Genomic DNA, 17,805 nt, shown 5'->3' with positions numbered 1-17,805 from the left:
ATCAAATTGTCCGTTTTGCGATGAGTAATGGCTGGAAACCCTTGATGTTCAAGGGCCAGCACCGCTTGGCAGCCTTTTTAGCACAGTCTCCAGATGCAATCTATCGACGGGTTTTTCCTTGACCGAAAACCCGCCCGGCGCCACTCTGGCGGCACTTTTTCAATACCGATCCGGTAGCCAATTTTCGAGGAAAACCCAATGAGCGTTCGCGTCGGGATTGTCATGGACCCTATCGCCAGCATCTCCTATAAAAAGGATAGCTCGCTGGCCATGCTGCTGGCCGCGCAGAAGCGTGGCTGGGAACTGTTCTATATGGAACAGCGCGACCTGTATCAGGGTGAAGGTCAGGCTCGGGCGCGCATGAAGCCGCTGAAAGTCTTCGCCAACCCGGAAAAATGGTTCGAACTGGACGACGAGCAGGACAACCTGCTGAGCGATCTGGACGTGATCCTGATGCGCAAGGATCCGCCGTTCGACATGGAGTTCGTCTACTCCACCTACCTGCTCGAACAGGCCGAAACCGCTGGCGTGCTGGTGGTGAACAAGCCGCAGAGCCTGCGCGACTGCAATGAAAAACTGTTTGCCACGCTGTTCCCACAGTGCACGCCGCCGACCATCGTCAGCCGCCGCGCCGACGTGCTGCGCGAATTCGCCGCCAAGCACGGCGACGTGATCCTCAAGCCACTGGACGGCATGGGCGGCACTTCGATTTTCCGCCACCGCGCAGGCGATCCAAATCTGTCGGTGATTCTCGAAACCCTGACCGCCCTCGGTGGCCAGCAGATCATGGGCCAGGCTTACCTGCCGGCGATCAAGGACGGCGACAAACGCATCCTGATGATCGACGGCGAACCGGTGGATTACTGCCTGGCGCGGATTCCGGCGCAGGGCGAAACCCGAGGCAACCTGGCTGCCGGTGGTCGTGGCGAAGCGCGTCCGCTGACCGACAAGGATCGCTGGATCGCCGCCCAGGTCGGCCCGACCCTGCGTGAAAAAGGCCTGCTGTTCGTCGGTCTCGACGTGATTGGCGAAAGCCTCACCGAAATCAACGTCACCAGCCCGACCTGCATCCGTGAAATCGACAATGCCTTTGGCACCGATATCGGCGGCATGCTGATGGATGCCATTGAAAGCAAGCTGCAAGCCTCGAGCCGCAAGCAGCAAGCTTGAAGCCAGCGGTGAGCAGCTTGTCGCTTGCCGCTTGAAGCTTGCAGCTAAAAACCAACATTGCGTTATCATGCCGTGCCTTTAAAAACGCGATGTTGGTTTTTCTGTCATGACCCTCCCGTCCGATCTGCCCGCAGAACTCGCCCACCGTGGCGTGCGCCCGGCCGATCGCCTCGGTTTTACCCTGTTCCTCGCGGCGCTGATCCATTTGGCGCTGCTGCTCGGCGTCGGTTTCACGATGGTCGAGCCCAAGCAAATCAGCAAAACCCTGGAAATCACCCTCGCTACCTTCAAGAGCGAAAAGAAGCCGGAGAAGGCTGACTTTCTCGCCCAAGAGCATCAGGAAGGCAGCGGCACGCTGGACAAGAAGACGATCCCCAAGACCACTGAAGTGGCGCCGTTCCAGGACAATCAGGTCAAGAAAGTCACCCCGCCACCGGCCGCCAAGCCGGAAGTGCAGGAGGCCGCGCCCAAGGCTGCAGTGACCACCGTCGCGCCGAAACCGAAAAAAGCGCCGACCAAGAAAGAAGAAAGCAAGACCGAAGTCAAACCGACGGTCGACGCGCCGGAATTCGACAGCTCGCAGCTGTCCAGCGACATCGCCAGCCTCGAAGCCGAACTGGCCAAGGAACAACAGCTGTACGCCAAACGCCCGCGTATTCACCGTTTGAGCGCGGCGTCGACCATGCGCGACAAGGGCGCCTGGTACAAGGACGACTGGCGCAAGAAGGTCGAGCGCATCGGCAACCTCAATTACCCCGAAGAAGCACGGCGCAAGCAGATCTACGGCAATTTGCGCCTGATGGTTTCGATCAATCGCGATGGATCGCTGTATGAAGTGCTGGTGCTGGAATCGTCCGGCCAGCCGCTGCTGGATCAGGCGGCGCAGCGCATTGTCCGACTGGCGGCACCGTTTGCCCCGTTTACCGGGGACTTGTCGGATATCGATCGGCTGGAAATCATTCGTACCTGGAAATTCGCCCGGGGCGACAAACTCTCCAGCAATTGACACACCACAGAACCCCTGTGGGAGCGAGCTTGCTCGCGAAGAGGCCGGCACATGCACCATTGATGTTGCCTGACCTGACGCCTTCGCGAGCAAGCTCGCTCCCACATTTGATCTGCGTTGTTCTCTGATCCTCAGCTTGTCAGTTTGCCCCTTCGACGCCACACTAGCGCACATGAAAAACGTCAGCCCCAGCTACCTCAAGCATCAATTCCTGATCGCCATGCCACACATGGCCGACCCGAACTTTGCCCACACCTTGACCTACATCGTCGAGCACACGGCCAATGGCGCTATGGGGATTGTGGTCAACCGGCCGCAAGAGCTGAACCTGGCCGACATCCTTGAGCAATTGCGCCCGGACATCGACCCGCCAGCACTGTGCCAGCACGTACCGATCTTTATCGGCGGGCCAGTGCAGACAGATCGCGGCTTCGTCCTGCACCCGGCGGGCAAGACCTTCCAGGCCACCGCGCAACTGGACGGTGATCTGGCCCTGTCGACCTCGCAGGATGTGCTGTTCGCCATCGCGGACGGCGTCGGCCCGGCGAAAAGCCTGATTGCCCTCGGTTACGCCGGTTGGGAAGCCGGGCAGCTGGAAGCGGAACTCGCCGATAACGCCTGGCTGAACTGCCCGTACGACGCCGACATCCTGTTCAACACCAGCAGCGAACTGCGCCTCGAAGCGGCGGCCAGGCATTTGGGGATCAACCTCAGCCTGCTGACCAGCCAGGCAGGTCACGCCTGATGGCCCTGCGCCTGATTCTCGGCTTCGACTACGGCACCAAACAGATCGGCGTCGCGGTCGGCCAGGTGATTACCGGCCAGGCTCGCGAGCTGTGCACCTTGAAGGCACAGAACGGCGTTCCCGACTGGAACCAGGTCGAAGCCCTTATCAAAGAATGGAAGCCAGACGCCGTTGTCGTCGGCTTGCCGTTGAACATGGACGGCACACCGAGCGACATGTGCCTGCGCGCGGAGAAATTCGCCCGCCGCCTCAACGGCCGCTTCAATCTGCCCTTCTATACCCACGACGAACGCCTGACCACGTTTGAAGCCAAGGGCGAGCGCCTGGCCCGTGGCGGTCAGAAAGGCAGTTACCGCGACAACCCGGTGGACGCCATCGCTGCCGCTCTGCTGTTGCAGGGCTGGCTCGATGAAAACACTGCATTGTTTGAATCCTGACAAGCGCTTCGGCGCTTTTCTTTTGAGTGAAAAACCGAGTCGTGTCCAAGGATCCGACTCGCCCCCAACAAGGAGCAACCATGAGCCTGCCAAATCCCGCCGATCTGATCAGCCAGATGGCAACCCGCCTCAAGGCGCACCTTGCCCAGCGTGAAATCACTGAACCGCGTTACATCGGCATCCGCACCGGCGGCATCTGGGTCGCGCAGGCCTTGCTCAAAGAACTGGGCAGCGACGCGCCACTGGGCACGCTGGATGTTTCTTTCTACCGCGACGACTTCAGCCAGAACGGCCTGCACCCGCAAGTGCGCCCTTCCGCCCTGCCCTTCGAGATCGAAGGCCAGCATCTGGTGCTGATTGACGATGTGTTGATGAGCGGCCGCACCATCCGCGCCGCCATGAACGAATTGTTCGATTACGGCCGCCCGGCCAGCGTGACCCTGGTCTGCCTGCTGGACCTCGACGCCGGTGAGCTGCCGATCCGCCCCAACGTGGTCGGCGCGACCTTGTCGCTGGCCGCTGACGAACGGGTGAAGCTGTCCGGCCCCGAGCCGCTGACGCTCGAACTGCAAGACTTCAACCTTTAATCCGCCCTATTGAGAGTCCCCTTCGCGATGACGCCTCTAGATACCAAGCGCCCGCTGCAGCTCAATGATCAGGGCCAGCTGCGCCACTTCCTCTCGCTCGACGGCCTGCGCCGCGAGTTGCTGACGGAAATCCTCGACACTGCCGACTCGTTCCTCGAAGTCGGTGCCCGGGCGGTGAAGAAAGTCCCGTTGCTGCGCGGCAAGACCGTGTGCAACGTGTTCTTCGAAAACTCCACGCGCACCCGCACCACCTTCGAACTGGCGGCCCAGCGGCTGTCAGCGGACGTGATCACCCTGAACGTGTCGACCTCGTCGGCAAGCAAGGGCGAAACCCTGCTCGACACCCTGCGCAACCTTGAAGCCATGGCCGCCGACATGTTCGTCGTGCGCCACGGTGATTCCGGCGCCGCACACTTCATCGCCGAGCATGTCTGCCCGCAAGTGGCGATCATCAACGGCGGCGACGGCCGTCACGCGCACCCGACGCAGGGCATGCTCGACATGCTCACCATCCGTCGGCACAAGGGCGGTTTCGAAAACCTCTCGGTGGCCATCGTTGGCGACATCCTGCACTCGCGGGTCGCGCGCTCGAACATGCTCGCGCTGAAAACCCTCGGTTGCCCGGACATCCGCGTGATCGCGCCGAAAACCCTGCTGCCGATCGGCATCGAGCAATACGGCGTGAAGGTCTACACCGACATGACCGAAGGCCTGAAGGACGTCGACGTGGTGATCATGCTGCGCCTGCAGCGGGAGCGCATGACCGGCGGCCTGCTGCCGAGCGAAGGCGAGTTCTATCGCTTGTTCGGCCTGACCACTGCGCGTCTGGCCGGGGCCAAACCCGATTGCATCGTCATGCACCCGGGGCCGATCAACCGCGGGGTGGAGATCGAGTCCGCCGTGGCCGACGGCCCGCACTCGGTGATCCTCAACCAGGTCACCTACGGCATCGCGATTCGTATGGCCGTGTTGTCCATGGCCATGAGCGGGCAAACCGCGCAGCGTCAATTCGAGCAGGAGAACGCCCAGTGAAGCTCAGCATTCTCGGCGCACGCGTCATCGATCCAAGCAGCGGCCTGGATCAAATCACCGATATTCACGTTGAAGCCTGCAAGATCGTCGCCCTCGGCGCGGCCCCAGCGGGTTTCACGGCAGTGGAAACCATCGACGCCCAAGGCCTTGTTGCCGCTCCGGGCCTGGTCGATCTGAACGTTGCACTGCGCGAGCCGGGCTACAGCCGCAAAGGTTCGATCATCAGCGAAACCCGCGCCGCCGCTGCGGGTGGCGTGACCAGCCTGTGCTGCCCGCCAAAAACCAAACCGGTGCTCGATACCTCCGCCGTGGCCGAACTGATCCTCGACCGTGCCCGTGAGGCCGGCAACACCAAAGTCTTCCCGATTGGCGCGCTGAGCAAAGGTCAGGACGGCGAGCAACTGGCCGAGCTGGTGGCGTTGCGCGACGCTGGTTGTGTGGCGTTCGGCAATGGTCTGGAGAGTTTCCGCAACACCCGCACTTTGTGCCGGGCGCTGGAATACGCAGCGACCTTCGACCTGACAGTGATCTTCAACTCACAGGATCACGATCTGGCCGAAGGTGGTCTGGCTCACGAAGGCGCGGTGGCCAGTTTCCTCGGCTTGCCGGGCATTCCGGAAACCGCTGAAACCGTGGCATTGGCCCGCGACCTGCTACTGGTTGAGCAGACCGGCGTGCGTGCGCACTTCAGCCAGTTGACCAGCGCTCGCGGTGTTGCCCTGATCGCTCAGGCGCAGGCGCGTGGTTTGAAGGTGACGGCGGATGTCGCGCTGTATCAGCTGATTCTGACCGACGAAGCGCTGATCGACTTCAGCAGCCTGTATCACGTGCAACCGCCGCTGCGTACGCGTGCTGACCGTGATGGCCTGCGTGAAGCGGTGAAATCCGGCGTCGTCTCGGCGATCTCCAGCCATCACCAGCCGCACGAACGTGACGCCAAACTGGCACCGTTCGGCGCGACCGAGCCGGGCATCAGCAGTGTTGAACTGCTGCTGCCGCTGGCGATGACGCTGGTTGAGGATGGTTTGCTCGATCTGCCAACGCTGCTGGCGCGTTTGAGCGCAGGCCCGGCTGAAGCGCTACGTCTGCCGGCTGGCAAACTGGCGGTGGGTGGGGCGGCGGATATCGTGCTGTTCGATCCGCAGGCTTCGACGGTGGCCGGTGAGAACTGGTTGTCGAAGGGTGAGAACTGCCCGTTCATTGGGCACACTTTGCCGGGTGTGGTTCGCTACACGCTGGTGGATGGGCGGATCAGTCACCAGGCGTAAACTCTAATGATCGCAGCCTGTAGTGGGCTGCGATCTGTTGGACTTCGGTTAGTAACACCAAATTGTCTAATTACTAAAATCCCGCTCAGCTCCTTTTCTAAACCAGCACATACACTCGTCTAATACCCGCTATTTGCCCTCCATCAACAGGTGTAGGAAAAGGCACGCGAGCCACAAAGAAATTTCCGACACCTTTCTTTCCTACGAAAATAACTTCGGCACAATCAGAAACAGACTACAAAATTCCCATATCCAATTTTAATACGCCCCCCTAATATAAAACCTGCAAAAAGGACGACAATTACAAAAAAGGAGGAACATATGAAAAATGGACTTACGCTTCCACCTATCGTCACCAGGGGCACAACAGGGAATTCTGGTGGCTTTACAGTTAACCATGGTTTTAGCTGGGGAACCTACGCCACGGCAGATTGGCAGGGCGCTGGAGAAGCCATTATCAACCATGATGGTCAAACCTACGCACTCCCCTTAAGCGATGGGCCTGTGTTGTCTTCAGCGGAAATGGATATGTTCCATTCCTGGCTGGAAATGAAATCTGGCATCAAAGCTTTCACCTATGAGCTCCAAATGGTGAACAAGGCAATAAATAACGATGCTCTGGGAGGTATTCGTGACCTGTGGAGAATCACTGAAAGCGATAACTACCTACTCAACAGCGCCGCTGTTATTAGCCACGGCTACTTTAAGAACAAGATTATAAATTTCAGTTTGGCCGATGCATTTGCTGCGCAGCAGAAACTGAGCCCGATAGAAGCACTGATCAAAGTTTCAGCGACAGCTCCATACAATTTAAATTACGAAACATTGACTACCGAGTTATCGGGAGGCACTTTCAGCCCGATTAAAGCTTTCGCCCACTACCTGTGGGGGAACGGGGAGAGGATGAGAGTGAGCATTAACAATATCGGCCTGAACGTCAGGGCCAACGAACTGCCGCTACTGGCCAATTCAATTGCCAGCACCAGAGAGGCCGGTACCTATTATTTATCTGATCCGAAGATCCCTTACGCAACCATCAATGACAGCAACGTCACCGGAGCTTACCTAGGAAGAATAACGTTGAGCATGGAAGGAAGTTTCACGCGAGATGTACAAGGATCCTGGATTTTCGATGGCGTCGTCAAAGCGTATACCGATACTTATGATTTCGACGCCAGCAACAGATCAACAGCGCTTGAAGTCTTAACAACAGCCGGTAGAGTATTCTCCGGAACGCATTACGAGATCGATATTTTCGGCGAGCAAAAAATACGGCTCACCGGAACTGGCTTTCAACCGACCCCGTAGAGTTTAATAACATCTTCGACGCCCGCTCAGTGGAGCTCAAATGAAGAGATTCTATAAATTTTCGAGTTGTACGTATCTCATTTTGCTCGCAGTCACATTTTGCACCGGCGCACTCATACTCACTAAAAATCTCGAGGCGCAAATATACGATGCCAAACAAGATTCAATCGGCATCCCCATTAGCGTAATGTTTGCTATATGGCTGACACTGACACTTAACCACCTAATGCAGATTCTATTATTGCGAAAGTCACGCACTCGCTTCTCTGCAAGTCTAATCCGAAAAATACCAGCATATTTGCTTGCCACGGTGTCACTGGTGATTCTTGTGGGAAGTATTGTTTATTGGTCGATACCGAACCATGCGGTAATCGCAATATTTTACGTTGCTAGCGCAATCACGTTTATCGCTTTTCAGGTAAGCACATTTGCCCAATCTAAATAACACATTAGCAAAACAGCTCTTTGAGTAACTTGCCAAACCGTTCGTCTAAGCGGTCTGGCAAGTCTCTCATGTTTACTGGAAAGCACCGCGATTCTGCGCGTTGCGCACCGAGACTTGATCATTCAGCGTCCAGAAGTCATACAACACCCCCAGAAAGAACAACCCGCCCGTCAGAAGATAGATCAGGCCACTGATCCACTTGCCCTGATACATCCGGTGCACGCCGAGCGCGCCAAGGAACGTCAGCAGAATCCACGCCACGTTGTACTCGATCGGCCCGGCGGTAAAACGCAGATCCGCCTCGCGATCCATTGCCGGGATCAAGAACAGGTCGATCAGCCAGCCAATACCCAGCAAACCGAAGGTGAAAAACCAGATCGTCCCGGTCACCGGCTTGCCGTAGTAGAAGCGGTGGGCGCCGGTAAAACCGAAAATCCACAGCAAATAGCCGATGATTTTGCTGTGCGTATCTTGCTGCTGAACAAATTGTTGATAGGGGTTCATGAAGACCTCGATTCACGCGATAGATAAATATTCTTGAATTCTTTGTGACTTTTTTACAGGTAGCCGACGTACGGCAAATGTTACCGTTGCTACCGTCAAAGCCTTATAGCACCTGACTTCTGTCCGACAATTGCGTCCATTTGCCGCTTATTTGGTTCCGTTGGCTGTCAACTGAATCGACCAACGGACTCGGAATGAAAAAAAACTCTGTTATAAAGTTGCGCGCTATCACTGAAGAGCCACGCCTAATGCGACCATTTTTCAAGACATGGCTAACCATCTGCCTATTAATGCCACTGGCCGCCCACGCCACCAATCGTGAGCAACGTCTTCCCAACGTCAACGGCTTTACCCCTAAATCCCATGCTTCGGCTCCTTCGAGCAAAAGCAGCAAAGGCAAAACCACCACGCTGAGCAGCAAGAGCCACAGCAAGCTGGTGCCACCGATGGCGAGCAAGGAAAGCAGCAATGTGCTGAGCCGTGCGGTAAACGTCCTCGGTACACCTTATCGTTGGGGCGGCAGCAGCCCAAGTAAAGGTTTCGATTGCAGCGGTTTGGTGAAATACGCGTTCAACGACGCCACGTTCGACCTGCCACGCACCTCGAACGCCATGGCCAGCGGCCACGGCGAGAAAGTCGAGCGTAAGGATCTCAAGCCGGGCGATCTGATTTTCTTCAACATCAAGAGCCGTCGGGTCAACCACGTTGCCATTTACCTGGGCAACGATCGCTTCATCCACGCGCCACGTCGTGGCAAAGCGGTGAGCATCGATACGCTGAACAAGCCGTACTGGCAGCAGCATTACGTGGTTGCCAAGCGTGTGTTGCCGAAAGAACAAAGCCAGATGCGCGTGGTTCAGCGCTAAGCCGACTGATCCGCAACGTGTATCACCAGCACTGACCTCTTCGCGAGCAAGCTCGCTCCCACAGGTGAAAGCATTCCAATTGAAGGAATGCAAACAAATGTGGGAGCGAGCTTGCTCGCGAAAGGGCCGGTGAGAACACCGAAAATCTTCCTCAGAAATTATCCGGCGTACGCGCCTTCTCCCGCGCATGCTCGCGGCTGATCAAGCCCTTGGTCAGCAGATCCTTCAGGCACATGTCCAGTGTCTGCATCCCCAACGATCCCCCCGTCTGAATCGCCGAATACATCTGCGCGACCTTGTCCTCACGGATCAGGTTACGGATCGCCGACGTGCCCAGCATGATCTCGTGCGCCGCCACCCGTCCGCCGCCGATCTTCTTGATCAGCGTCTGCGAGACCACCGCCAGCAACGACTCCGACAGCATCGAGCGCACCATCGACTTCTCGTCACCGGGGAACACGTCGACCACCCGGTCAATGGTTTTCGCCGCTGAGGTGGTGTGCAGCGTGCCGAACACCAGATGCCCGGTTTCGGCTGCGGTGAGCGCCAGGCGAATGGTTTCCAGGTCACGCATCTCACCGACCAGAATCACGTCCGGGTCTTCCCGCAACGCTGAACGCAACGCAGTGGCGAAACTGCGGGTATCACGATGGACTTCACGCTGATTGATCAGGCATTTGCGCGATTCGTGAACAAACTCGATCGGATCTTCAATGGTCAGGATATGGTGATGACGGTGGGTGTTGAGGTAATCGATCATCGCCGCCAGTGTGGTCGATTTGCCCGAGCCGGTCGGCCCGGTGACCAGCACCAGCCCACGCGGGGCATCGGTGATCTTGCGGAAGACGTCGCCCATGGCGAGGTCTTCCATGCTCAGCACCTTCGACGGAATCGTACGAAACACCGCCCCGGCGCCACGGTTCTGGTTAAAGGCGTTAACCCGAAAGCGCGCGACACCGGGGACTTCGAAGGAAAAGTCAGTTTCCAGATGTTTCTCGAAGTCGACCCGCTGGGTGTCGTTCATGATGTCGTAGATCAGTTCGTGCACTTGCTTGTGATCCAGCGCCGGCAGATTGATCCGCCGCACATCACCATCGACACGGATCATCGGCGGCAGACCGGCCGACAGGTGCAAGTCGGAAGCGCCCTGTTTGGCGCTGAAGGCCAGCAATTCAGTGATATCCATAGCGCTCCTCAATTCCAGTAGAATGCCGCGAACCTTCAGACCGCTGGCGCCTCTTGATGTCCACGATAGCAGACAACATTTCCCACGTTGGTTCGCGCATCCAGACCGCGACCCAAGCCGCACACCGTCCTGAAAACAGCGTCCAGTTGCTCGCCGTGAGCAAAACCAAACCCGCCGAAGCGCTGCGCGAGGCGTATGCCGCCGGCCTGCGCGACTTTGGCGAGAACTACCTGCAGGAAGCCTTGGGCAAACAGCTCGAACTGGCCGACCTGCCCTTGATCTGGCACTTCATCGGCCCCATTCAATCGAACAAGACTCGCGCGATTGCCGAGCATTTCGACTGGGTGCATTCCGTGGATCGCCTGAAAATCGCTCAACGTCTGTCCGAACAGCGCCCGGCTGAACTGCCGCCGCTGAACATCTGTATTCAGGTCAACGTCAGCGGTGAGGCCAGCAAGTCCGGCTGCACGCCTGACGATCTGCCGGCATTGGCCGCTGCCATCAGCGCTTTGCCGCGCCTGAAACTGCGCGGCTTGATGGCGATTCCCGAGCCAACCGACGACCGCGCCGAGCAGGACGCGGCATTCGCCGCCGTGCAGAAGCTGCAAGCGAGCCTCGAACTACCGCTCGACACACTTTCCATGGGCATGAGTCACGACCTCGAGTCGGCCATCGCCCAAGGCGCCACTTGGGTTCGTATCGGTACCGCCCTGTTTGGCGCCCGTGATTATTCCCAGTCTTGAACGATTCCAGATAAGGACCACACATGAGCAACACACGTATTGCGTTTATCGGTGCGGGCAACATGGCGGCCAGTTTGATCGGTGGCCTGCGCGCCAAGGGCCTGGAAGCCGCACAGATCCGTGCCAGCGACCCGGGTGAAGAAACCCGCGCCAAAGTCAGTGCCGAGCACGGCATCGAAACTTTCGCCGACAATGCCCAGGCCATCGACGGCGTCGATGTGATCGTGCTGGCGGTCAAGCCGCAGGCGATGAAAGCCGTATGCGAGGCCATTCGCCCAAGCCTGAAACCCAATCAATTGGTGGTGTCGATTGCTGCCGGTATTACCTGCGCGAGCATGACCGCGTGGCTTGGCGAGCAGCCGATCGTGCGCTGCATGCCCAACACCCCGGCGCTGCTGCGTCAGGGCGTCAGCGGTTTGTACGCGACCAGCGAAGTAACCGTCGAGCAACGTCAGCAAGCCGAAGAGCTGCTGTCCGCCGTCGGCATCGCCCTGTGGCTGAACGAAGAACAGCAACTGGATGCGGTGACCGCAGTGTCTGGTTCCGGTCCGGCGTACTTCTTCCTGCTGATCGAAGCCATGACCGCCGCCGGCGTCAAACTCGGTCTGCCGAAGGACATCGCTGAACAACTGACCCTGCAAACCGCACTGGGCGCCGCGCACATGGCGGTTTCCAGCGATGTCGACGCGGCCGAACTGCGCCGCCGCGTGACTTCGCCAAATGGCACCACGGAAGCTGCAATCAAATCATTCCAGGCCAATGGCTTTGAAGCCCTGGTCGAAACCGCACTCGGCGCCGCCGCGCACCGCTCGGCCGAAATGGCCGAACAACTGGGCAAATAAGGAGCCTTACATGATTGGATTGAACACCGCAGCGGTTTACGTGCTGCAAACCCTCGGCAGTCTGTACCTGCTGATCGTGCTGCTGCGCTTCGTGCTGCAACTGGTACGGGCGAACTTCTACAACCCGCTGTGCCAGTTCATCGTCAAAGCGACCCAGCCACTGCTCAAACCACTGCGCCGGATCATTCCGAGCCTGTTTGGTCTGGACATGTCGTCGCTGGTGCTGGCGATTCTGGTGCAACTGGCGCTGATGGCGCTGACCCTGTTGCTGACTTACGGCACCACCGGTAATCCGCTGCAACTGTTTATCTGGTCGCTGATCGGCGTGACCGCGCTGTTCCTGAAGATCTTCTTCTTCGCCCTGATCATCAGCGTGATTCTGTCGTGGGTTGCACCGGGCAGCCACAATCCGGGCGCAGAACTGGTCAACCAGATCTGCGAGCCGGCGCTGGCGCCGTTCCGCCGCTTTCTGCCGAATCTCGGTGGTCTGGATCTGTCGCCGATCTTCGCCTTCCTCGCGCTGAAACTGATCGACATGCTGGTGATCAACAATCTGGCGGCGATGACGATGATGCCGGAAATCCTCCGTCTGCTGATGTGAGCTGGTTTCGATGGGACGGTGACGACTTGATCCTCGAGTGTCACCTGCAACCGGCAGCCCGCAGCGATGACTTCGCCGGGCTGCACGGTGATCGTTTGAAGATCCGCCTGACCGCGCCGCCGGTCGAGGGCAAGGCCAATGCTTATCTGATGGGCTTTCTGGCCAAGGCGTTTGGGGTTTCCAAGAGCCAGGTCAGCTTGCTCAGTGGCGAGTTGAACCGGCAGAAGCGAGTGAAGATTTGTTCGCCGAAGAAGTTGCCGGATTTGCCGGGGTTGGTTGGGCGCTTGTCTTGAGTTTGGCGGCGTCTGTGCCCCTCACCCCAGCCCTCTCCCCCTGGAGAGGGAGCCGATTTGGGTGGTTTTCAAGACCTGAGTTCAACTCGATATCCCACGTCGGCATATCTCGAACATAAACCCCAATCAGCTCCCTCTCCGTCCGAGAGAGGAACCTGATTTGGGTAATTTTCAAGACCTGAGTTCAACTCGATAGATCAGGTCGGTGTAGCTCAAAAGAACACCTCGGTCGGTCCCCTCTACCTCTGGGAGAGGGCTAGGGTGAGGGCCGCTTGCCGCTAACCCCCCCGGTCTTTAGACTTACGCCTCATTTCAACGAGAGCAGGGTCGATGCCAACTGCCTTTCCCCCCGATTCTGTTGGTCTGGTGACGCCGCAAACCGCGCACTTCAGCGATCCGCTGGCGCTGGCCTGTGGCCGCTCGCTGGCCGCCTATGACCTGATCTACGAAACCTACGGCACGCTGAACGCGCAAGCGAGCAACGCCGTGCTGATTTGCCACGCCTTGTCCGGCCATCATCACGCCGCCGGCTACCACAGCGTCGACGACCGCAAACCCGGTTGGTGGGACAGCTGCATCGGCCCCGGCAAACCGATCGACACCAACAAGTTCTTCGTGGTCAGCCTGAATAATCTGGGCGGCTGCAATGGATCCACCGGCCCGAGCAGCATCAACCCTGAGACCGGCAAACCGTTCGGCGCCGATTTCCCGGTGCTCACCGTGGAAGACTGGGTGCACAGCCAGGCGCGTCTCGCTGACCTGCTCGGCATCGGCCAGTGGGCGGCGGTGATTGGCGGCAGCCTCGGCGGTATGCAGGCGTTGCAATGGACCATCACTTACCCGGATCGCGTGCGTCATTGCCTGGCCATCGCCTCGGCACCGAAGCTGTCGGCGCAGAACATCGCCTTCAACGAAGTGGCGCGTCAGGCGATCCTCACGGACCCGGAATTCCACGGTGGTTCGTTCCAGGAAGCGGGCGTGATCCCCAAGCGCGGGCTGATGCTGGCGCGGATGGTCGGGCACATCACCTACCTGTCCGACGATTCGATGGGCGAGAAATTCGGCCGTGGCCTCAAGAGCGAGAAGCTCAACTACGACTTCCACAGTGTCGAGTTCCAGGTCGAAAGCTACCTGCGTTATCAGGGCGAAGAGTTCTCCGGACGCTTCGACGCCAACACCTATCTGTTGATGACCAAGGCACTGGATTACTTCGATCCGGCGGCGAACTTCGACGATAACCTGGCGAAAACCTTCGAGAACGCTACAGCCAAGTTCTGCGTGATGTCGTTCACCACCGACTGGCGCTTCTCCCCTGCCCGTTCGCGGGAACTGGTGGATGCGCTGATGGCGGCACGCAAAGACGTCAGTTATCTGGAAATCGACGCACCGCAGGGCCACGACGCCTTCCTGATTCCGATCCCGCGCTACTTGCAGGCGTTCGGCAATTACATGAACCGCATCACGTTGTGAGAAAGCCATGAGAGCTGATCTGGAAATCATCCAGGAATGGATCCCCGCCGGCAGCCGCGTCCTCGACCTCGGTTGCGGTGACGGCGAGCTGCTGACCTGGCTGCGCGACAACAAGAATGTCACCGGTTATGGCCTGGAAAACGACGCCGACAACATCGCCCAGTGCGTGGCCAAAGGCGTCAACGTCATTGAGCAGGATCTGGACAAGGGACTGGGCAACTTCGCCAGCAACAGTTTCGACGTCGTCGTCATGACCCAGGCCCTGCAAGCCGTGCATTACCCGGACAAGATCCTCGACGAAATGCTCCGGGTCGGCCGTCAATGCATCATCACCTTCCCCAATTTCGGTCACTGGCGCTGCCGCTGGTATCTGGCGAGCAAGGGCCGCATGCCGGTGTCCGAGTTTCTGCCGTACACCTGGTACAACACGCCGAACATCCACTTCTGCACCTTCGAAGACTTTGAAGAACTTTGCCGCGAACGTGATGCGAAGGTCATTGATCGGCTTGCCGTGGATCAACAGCACCGTCACGGGTGGGCCAGTAAGCTATGGCCTAATCTGTTAGGTGAGATCGGTATCTACCGCGTCAGCAGCCCGCAGCTTGCAGACCACAAAGTCGCGGTCTGAATCCCGTCATTTCGAGGAGCACGATCATGGGTCGTTTAGCGTTGTTGTTATTGACTGCCTGCCTGAGCGCCAGCGCTCTGGCGGCCGACGTCATCAAGGGTGAGCGCAAGGAAACCTTTGGCGACGTCACGGTGCACTACAACACCTTCAACTCGACGTTCCTGCAACCGGACATCGCCAAGGCCGCCGAGCTGATCCGCAGCAAGAATCAGGGCGTGATCAATGTCTCGGTGATCAAGGACGGCAAACCGCTGGTCGCCAACGTCACCGGCACGGTCAAAGACCTGACCAGCCAGAGCGTGCCGCTGAATTTCAAGCAAGTCACCGAGCAGGGTGCGATCTACTACATCGCCCAATATCCGGTGCCTCAGCAGGAAACCCGCACCTTTGAAATCAAGGTGCAGAACGGCGACAAGATCAACACCATCAATTTCAACCAAGAACTCTTTCCCGGCGAATGATGAACATCAAGCAGCTCGTACTGGCCAGCCATAACGCCGGCAAACTCAAGGAACTCCAGGCCATGCTCGGCGACTCGGTGCAACTGCGCTCGATTGGCGAGTGGAGCAAGGTCGAGCCGGAAGAAACCGGTCTGTCGTTCGTCGAGAACGCCATTCTCAAGGCGCGCAATGCCGCGCGCATTTCCGGGCTGCCGGCGCTGGCCGACGATTCCGGTCTGGCGGTGGATTTCCTCGGCGGTGCGCCAGGCATCTATTCGGCACGTTATGCCGACGGCAAGGGCGATGCGGCGAACAACGCCAAACTGCTCGACGCGCTGAAGGATGTGCCGGAAGCCGAGCGCGGTGCGCAGTTCGTTTGCGTATTGGCGCTGGTGCGTCACGCCGATGACCCGTTGCCGATCCTCTGCGAAGGCTTGTGGCACGGGCGCATCCTCACCGCTGCCAGCGGCGAGCACGGTTTCGGTTATGACCCGCTGTTCTGGGTGCCGGAGCGTGATGTGTCCAGCGCCGAATTGAGCCCGGCCGACAAGAACCAGATCAGCCACCGCGCCCGTGCAATGGATCTGCTGCGCCAGCGTCTGGGCTTGAAATGACCCGTGACTCTTCCGCGTCGTCGCTGATTGTCGGCGGCGCCGCCTCTTCGCCTCGGGCGCCGCTGCCAACGCTGCCGCCCTTGGCGCTGTACATCCACATTCCGTGGTGTGTGCGCAAATGTCCGTATTGCGACTTCAACTCGCACACCGCCAGCCCGGTGTTGCCGGAGCAGGAATACGTCGACGCCTTGCTGGCCGATCTCGATCAGGATCTGCACGCGGTTTACGGCCGCGAAATCAGCTCGATCTTTTTTGGTGGCGGCACGCCGAGCCTGTTCAGTGCCGAAGCACTTGGTCGTTTGCTCGAAGGCGTCGAGCAGCGCATTCCGTTTGCTGAAGACATTGAAATCACTCTGGAAGCCAACCCGGGCACCTTCGAACAAGAGAAGTTCGTCGCGTATCGCAAGCTGGGGATCAATCGCCTGTCGATTGGTATCCAGAGCTTCCAGCAGGAAAAACTCAAGGCGCTGGGCCGCATTCACAACGGTGACGAAGCGGTGCGTGCTGCCGGGATGGCGCGGCAGGCCGGGTTCGACAACTTCAACCTCGACTTGATGCACGGTTTGCCCGATCAGTCGCTGGACGATGCTTTGAGCGATCTTCGCCAGGCCATCGAACTGAATCCGACGCACATTTCCTGGTATCAGCTGACGCTGGAACCGAACACCGTGTTCTGGAACCAGCCGCCGGTGCTGCCGGAAGACGACACGCTGTGGGACATTCAAGAGGCCGGGCAAGCGCTGCTGGCGGAACACGGTTATGCGCAATACGAAGTCTCGGCTTATGCACAGACCGGACATCCTGCGCGGCATAACCTCAATTACTGGAGTTTCGGCGACTTCATCGGTATCGGTGCGGGTGCGCATGGCAAGTTGAGTCATCCGGATGGCCGCATCGTTCGCACCTGGAAGACCCGTTTGCCGAAGGACTACCTCAACCCGGCGAAAAGCTTTCAGGCCGGCGAGAAAGCGCTGACCAATGACGAGATGCCGTTCGAGTTTCTGATGAACGCTTTGCGCCTGACTGCCGGTGTCGAATCGCGCCTGTATCCGGAGCGCACTGGCCTGTCGCTGGAAAGCCTCGCCGAAGGCCGGGCAGCGGCAGAACAAAGCGGTCTGTTGCAGGTCGAACCGTCACGTCTGGCGGCGACCGAGCGCGGACAGCTGTTCCTCAACGACTTGCTGCAACAATTTCTGACCTGACTTCAGTCCCAAGGGAAAACGCATGGATTTGATACTCGACCTGCTCGCCACCGTCTCCCGCTGGAGCCGCAGCAACCTCTCGGAAATCGCCCTGGCGCTGGTCGGCTGCCTGCTGGTGCTGTTCGGCGCCGACTTCAAAGGCTGGGTCGAACAACGCCTGGGCAGCATCGCTGGCGCCCTGCGCGTGCCGCTGATGGCACTGCTGTGCGTGATCGGTAGCGGCGCGGCGTTGATCTACGCCACACCGTGGGTGGTCAAGGGGTTGAGCCAGTTCAACAACTACAGCCTGGCACCCGTCCTGCTGGTGGTGCTGGTGCTGATCGGCGTAGTCGCCGACCGCCGCTGACTTTCAGTACATACAAAACAACTGTAGGAGCTGCGGCACGCTGCGATCTTTTGATCTTGAGACCAAATCAAA

General features: G+C 58.7%; 21 protein-coding genes. 19 read left to right on the top strand and 2 right to left on the bottom strand.

Annotated elements, in window-relative coordinates; translation table 11 throughout:
• The first annotated feature begins 198 nt into the window (after positions 1 to 198).
• The 8 genes from gshB (at position 199) to ACW9IR_RS15165 (ending at position 7,553) form a co-directional block, all read left to right on the top strand.
• Positions 199 to 1,170, top strand: coding sequence for a glutathione synthase (gshB, locus tag ACW9IR_RS15200; RefSeq protein ID WP_457463964.1), 972 nt, complete (start codon positions 199 to 201; stop codon positions 1,168 to 1,170).
• Between the two features lie 106 nt (positions 1,171 to 1,276).
• The gene (locus tag ACW9IR_RS15195; protein ID WP_457463962.1) at positions 1,277 to 2,176 is read left to right on the top strand and encodes an energy transducer TonB; all 900 of its coding nucleotides are present in this window, start codon (positions 1,277 to 1,279) and stop codon (positions 2,174 to 2,176) included.
• Between the two features lie 172 nt (positions 2,177 to 2,348).
• Complete coding sequence (locus ACW9IR_RS15190; protein ID WP_016985971.1) at positions 2,349 to 2,921, top strand: YqgE/AlgH family protein; 573 nt, start codon at positions 2,349 to 2,351, stop codon at positions 2,919 to 2,921.
• Positions 2,921 to 3,358 carry a Holliday junction resolvase RuvX gene (gene ruvX / locus ACW9IR_RS15185; protein WP_016985972.1) on the top strand — a complete coding sequence of 146 codons (438 nt, stop codon included), beginning with the start codon at positions 2,921 to 2,923 and terminating at the stop codon, positions 3,356 to 3,358. The genes ACW9IR_RS15190 and ruvX overlap by 1 nt, the downstream gene beginning before the upstream one ends.
• A gap of 80 nt (positions 3,359 to 3,438) precedes the next feature.
• A complete protein-coding gene (gene pyrR, locus ACW9IR_RS15180) occupies positions 3,439 to 3,945 on the top strand; it encodes a bifunctional pyr operon transcriptional regulator/uracil phosphoribosyltransferase PyrR (RefSeq protein ID WP_457463959.1) in 507 nt (168 codons plus the stop codon).
• Between the two features lie 27 nt (positions 3,946 to 3,972).
• Positions 3,973 to 4,977 carry an aspartate carbamoyltransferase catalytic subunit gene (locus tag ACW9IR_RS15175; RefSeq protein WP_007913665.1) on the top strand — a complete coding sequence of 335 codons (1,005 nt, stop codon included), beginning with the start codon at positions 3,973 to 3,975 and terminating at the stop codon, positions 4,975 to 4,977.
• Positions 4,974 to 6,245 carry a dihydroorotase gene (locus ACW9IR_RS15170; protein WP_457463956.1) on the top strand — a complete coding sequence of 424 codons (1,272 nt, stop codon included), beginning with the start codon at positions 4,974 to 4,976 and terminating at the stop codon, positions 6,243 to 6,245. Before ACW9IR_RS15175 ends, ACW9IR_RS15170 begins: the two co-directional genes overlap by 4 nt.
• A gap of 321 nt (positions 6,246 to 6,566) precedes the next feature.
• Entirely contained in the window at positions 6,567 to 7,553 is a 987-nt protein-coding gene (locus tag ACW9IR_RS15165) for a lipid II-degrading bacteriocin (protein ID WP_457463954.1), read from the top strand.
• 517 nt (positions 7,554 to 8,070) lie between these two features.
• Here the strand turns inward: ACW9IR_RS15165 and ACW9IR_RS15160 are convergent.
• Positions 8,071 to 8,502, bottom strand: a complete 432-nt coding sequence (locus tag ACW9IR_RS15160) for an NINE protein (RefSeq protein WP_122596578.1) — start codon at positions 8,500 to 8,502, stop codon at positions 8,071 to 8,073.
• Positions 8,503 to 8,750: 248 nt separating this feature from the next.
• On the opposite strand from ACW9IR_RS15160, the gene ACW9IR_RS15155 reads away from it, so the two are divergent.
• The gene (locus tag ACW9IR_RS15155; RefSeq protein WP_127930107.1) at positions 8,751 to 9,368 is read left to right on the top strand and encodes a C40 family peptidase; all 618 of its coding nucleotides are present in this window, start codon (positions 8,751 to 8,753) and stop codon (positions 9,366 to 9,368) included.
• A 151-nt stretch (positions 9,369 to 9,519) separates the two neighbouring features.
• Here the strand turns inward: ACW9IR_RS15155 and ACW9IR_RS15150 are convergent, their stop codons facing one another.
• Positions 9,520 to 10,554, bottom strand: a complete 1,035-nt coding sequence (locus ACW9IR_RS15150) for a type IV pilus twitching motility protein PilT (RefSeq protein ID WP_095049465.1) — start codon at positions 10,552 to 10,554, stop codon at positions 9,520 to 9,522.
• A 56-nt stretch (positions 10,555 to 10,610) separates the two neighbouring features.
• Here ACW9IR_RS15150 and ACW9IR_RS15145 point away from each other — a divergent pair, with 56 nt between their 5' ends.
• The 10 genes from ACW9IR_RS15145 to ACW9IR_RS15100 all read left to right on the top strand — a co-directional run bounded on the left by ACW9IR_RS15145 (position 10,611) and on the right by ACW9IR_RS15100 (position 17,733).
• Complete coding sequence (locus ACW9IR_RS15145; protein WP_110718028.1) at positions 10,611 to 11,297, top strand: YggS family pyridoxal phosphate-dependent enzyme; 687 nt, start codon at positions 10,611 to 10,613, stop codon at positions 11,295 to 11,297.
• Positions 11,298 to 11,320: 23 nt separating this feature from the next.
• A complete protein-coding gene (gene proC, locus ACW9IR_RS15140) occupies positions 11,321 to 12,139 on the top strand; it encodes a pyrroline-5-carboxylate reductase (RefSeq protein ID WP_457463951.1) in 819 nt (272 codons plus the stop codon).
• A gap of 10 nt (positions 12,140 to 12,149) precedes the next feature.
• On the top strand, positions 12,150 to 12,740 hold the full coding sequence (locus tag ACW9IR_RS15135; protein ID WP_007913643.1) for a YggT family protein: 591 nt from the start codon (positions 12,150 to 12,152) through the stop codon (positions 12,738 to 12,740).
• Positions 12,737 to 13,033, top strand: a complete 297-nt coding sequence (locus ACW9IR_RS15130) for a DUF167 domain-containing protein (RefSeq protein ID WP_007913642.1) — start codon at positions 12,737 to 12,739, stop codon at positions 13,031 to 13,033. Before ACW9IR_RS15135 ends, ACW9IR_RS15130 begins: the two co-directional genes overlap by 4 nt.
• A 330-nt stretch (positions 13,034 to 13,363) precedes the next feature.
• Positions 13,364 to 14,503, top strand: a complete 1,140-nt coding sequence (metX, locus tag ACW9IR_RS15125) for a homoserine O-succinyltransferase MetX (RefSeq protein WP_093429832.1) — start codon at positions 13,364 to 13,366, stop codon at positions 14,501 to 14,503.
• 7 nt (positions 14,504 to 14,510) lie between these two features.
• Entirely contained in the window at positions 14,511 to 15,131 is a 621-nt protein-coding gene (gene metW / locus ACW9IR_RS15120) for a methionine biosynthesis protein MetW (protein ID WP_102901332.1), read from the top strand.
• Between the two features lie 26 nt (positions 15,132 to 15,157).
• Complete coding sequence (locus tag ACW9IR_RS15115) at positions 15,158 to 15,592, top strand: DUF4426 domain-containing protein (protein WP_102901333.1); 435 nt, start codon at positions 15,158 to 15,160, stop codon at positions 15,590 to 15,592.
• Complete coding sequence (rdgB, locus tag ACW9IR_RS15110; RefSeq protein WP_064116272.1) at positions 15,589 to 16,185, top strand: RdgB/HAM1 family non-canonical purine NTP pyrophosphatase; 597 nt, start codon at positions 15,589 to 15,591, stop codon at positions 16,183 to 16,185. The genes ACW9IR_RS15115 and rdgB overlap by 4 nt, the downstream gene beginning before the upstream one ends.
• Complete coding sequence (hemW, locus tag ACW9IR_RS15105) at positions 16,182 to 17,387, top strand: radical SAM family heme chaperone HemW (protein ID WP_102901334.1); 1,206 nt, start codon at positions 16,182 to 16,184, stop codon at positions 17,385 to 17,387. The genes rdgB and hemW overlap by 4 nt, the downstream gene beginning before the upstream one ends.
• Positions 17,388 to 17,409: 22 nt before the next feature.
• On the top strand, positions 17,410 to 17,733 hold the full coding sequence (locus ACW9IR_RS15100; protein WP_003229134.1) for a DUF3392 domain-containing protein: 324 nt from the start codon (positions 17,410 to 17,412) through the stop codon (positions 17,731 to 17,733).
• Positions 17,734 to 17,805 lie beyond the last annotated feature (72 nt).

It is taken from the genome of Pseudomonas sp. SDT291_1_S447 (assembly GCF_054070155.1).
This window is presented reverse-complemented; position numbering and strand designations above follow the sequence as displayed.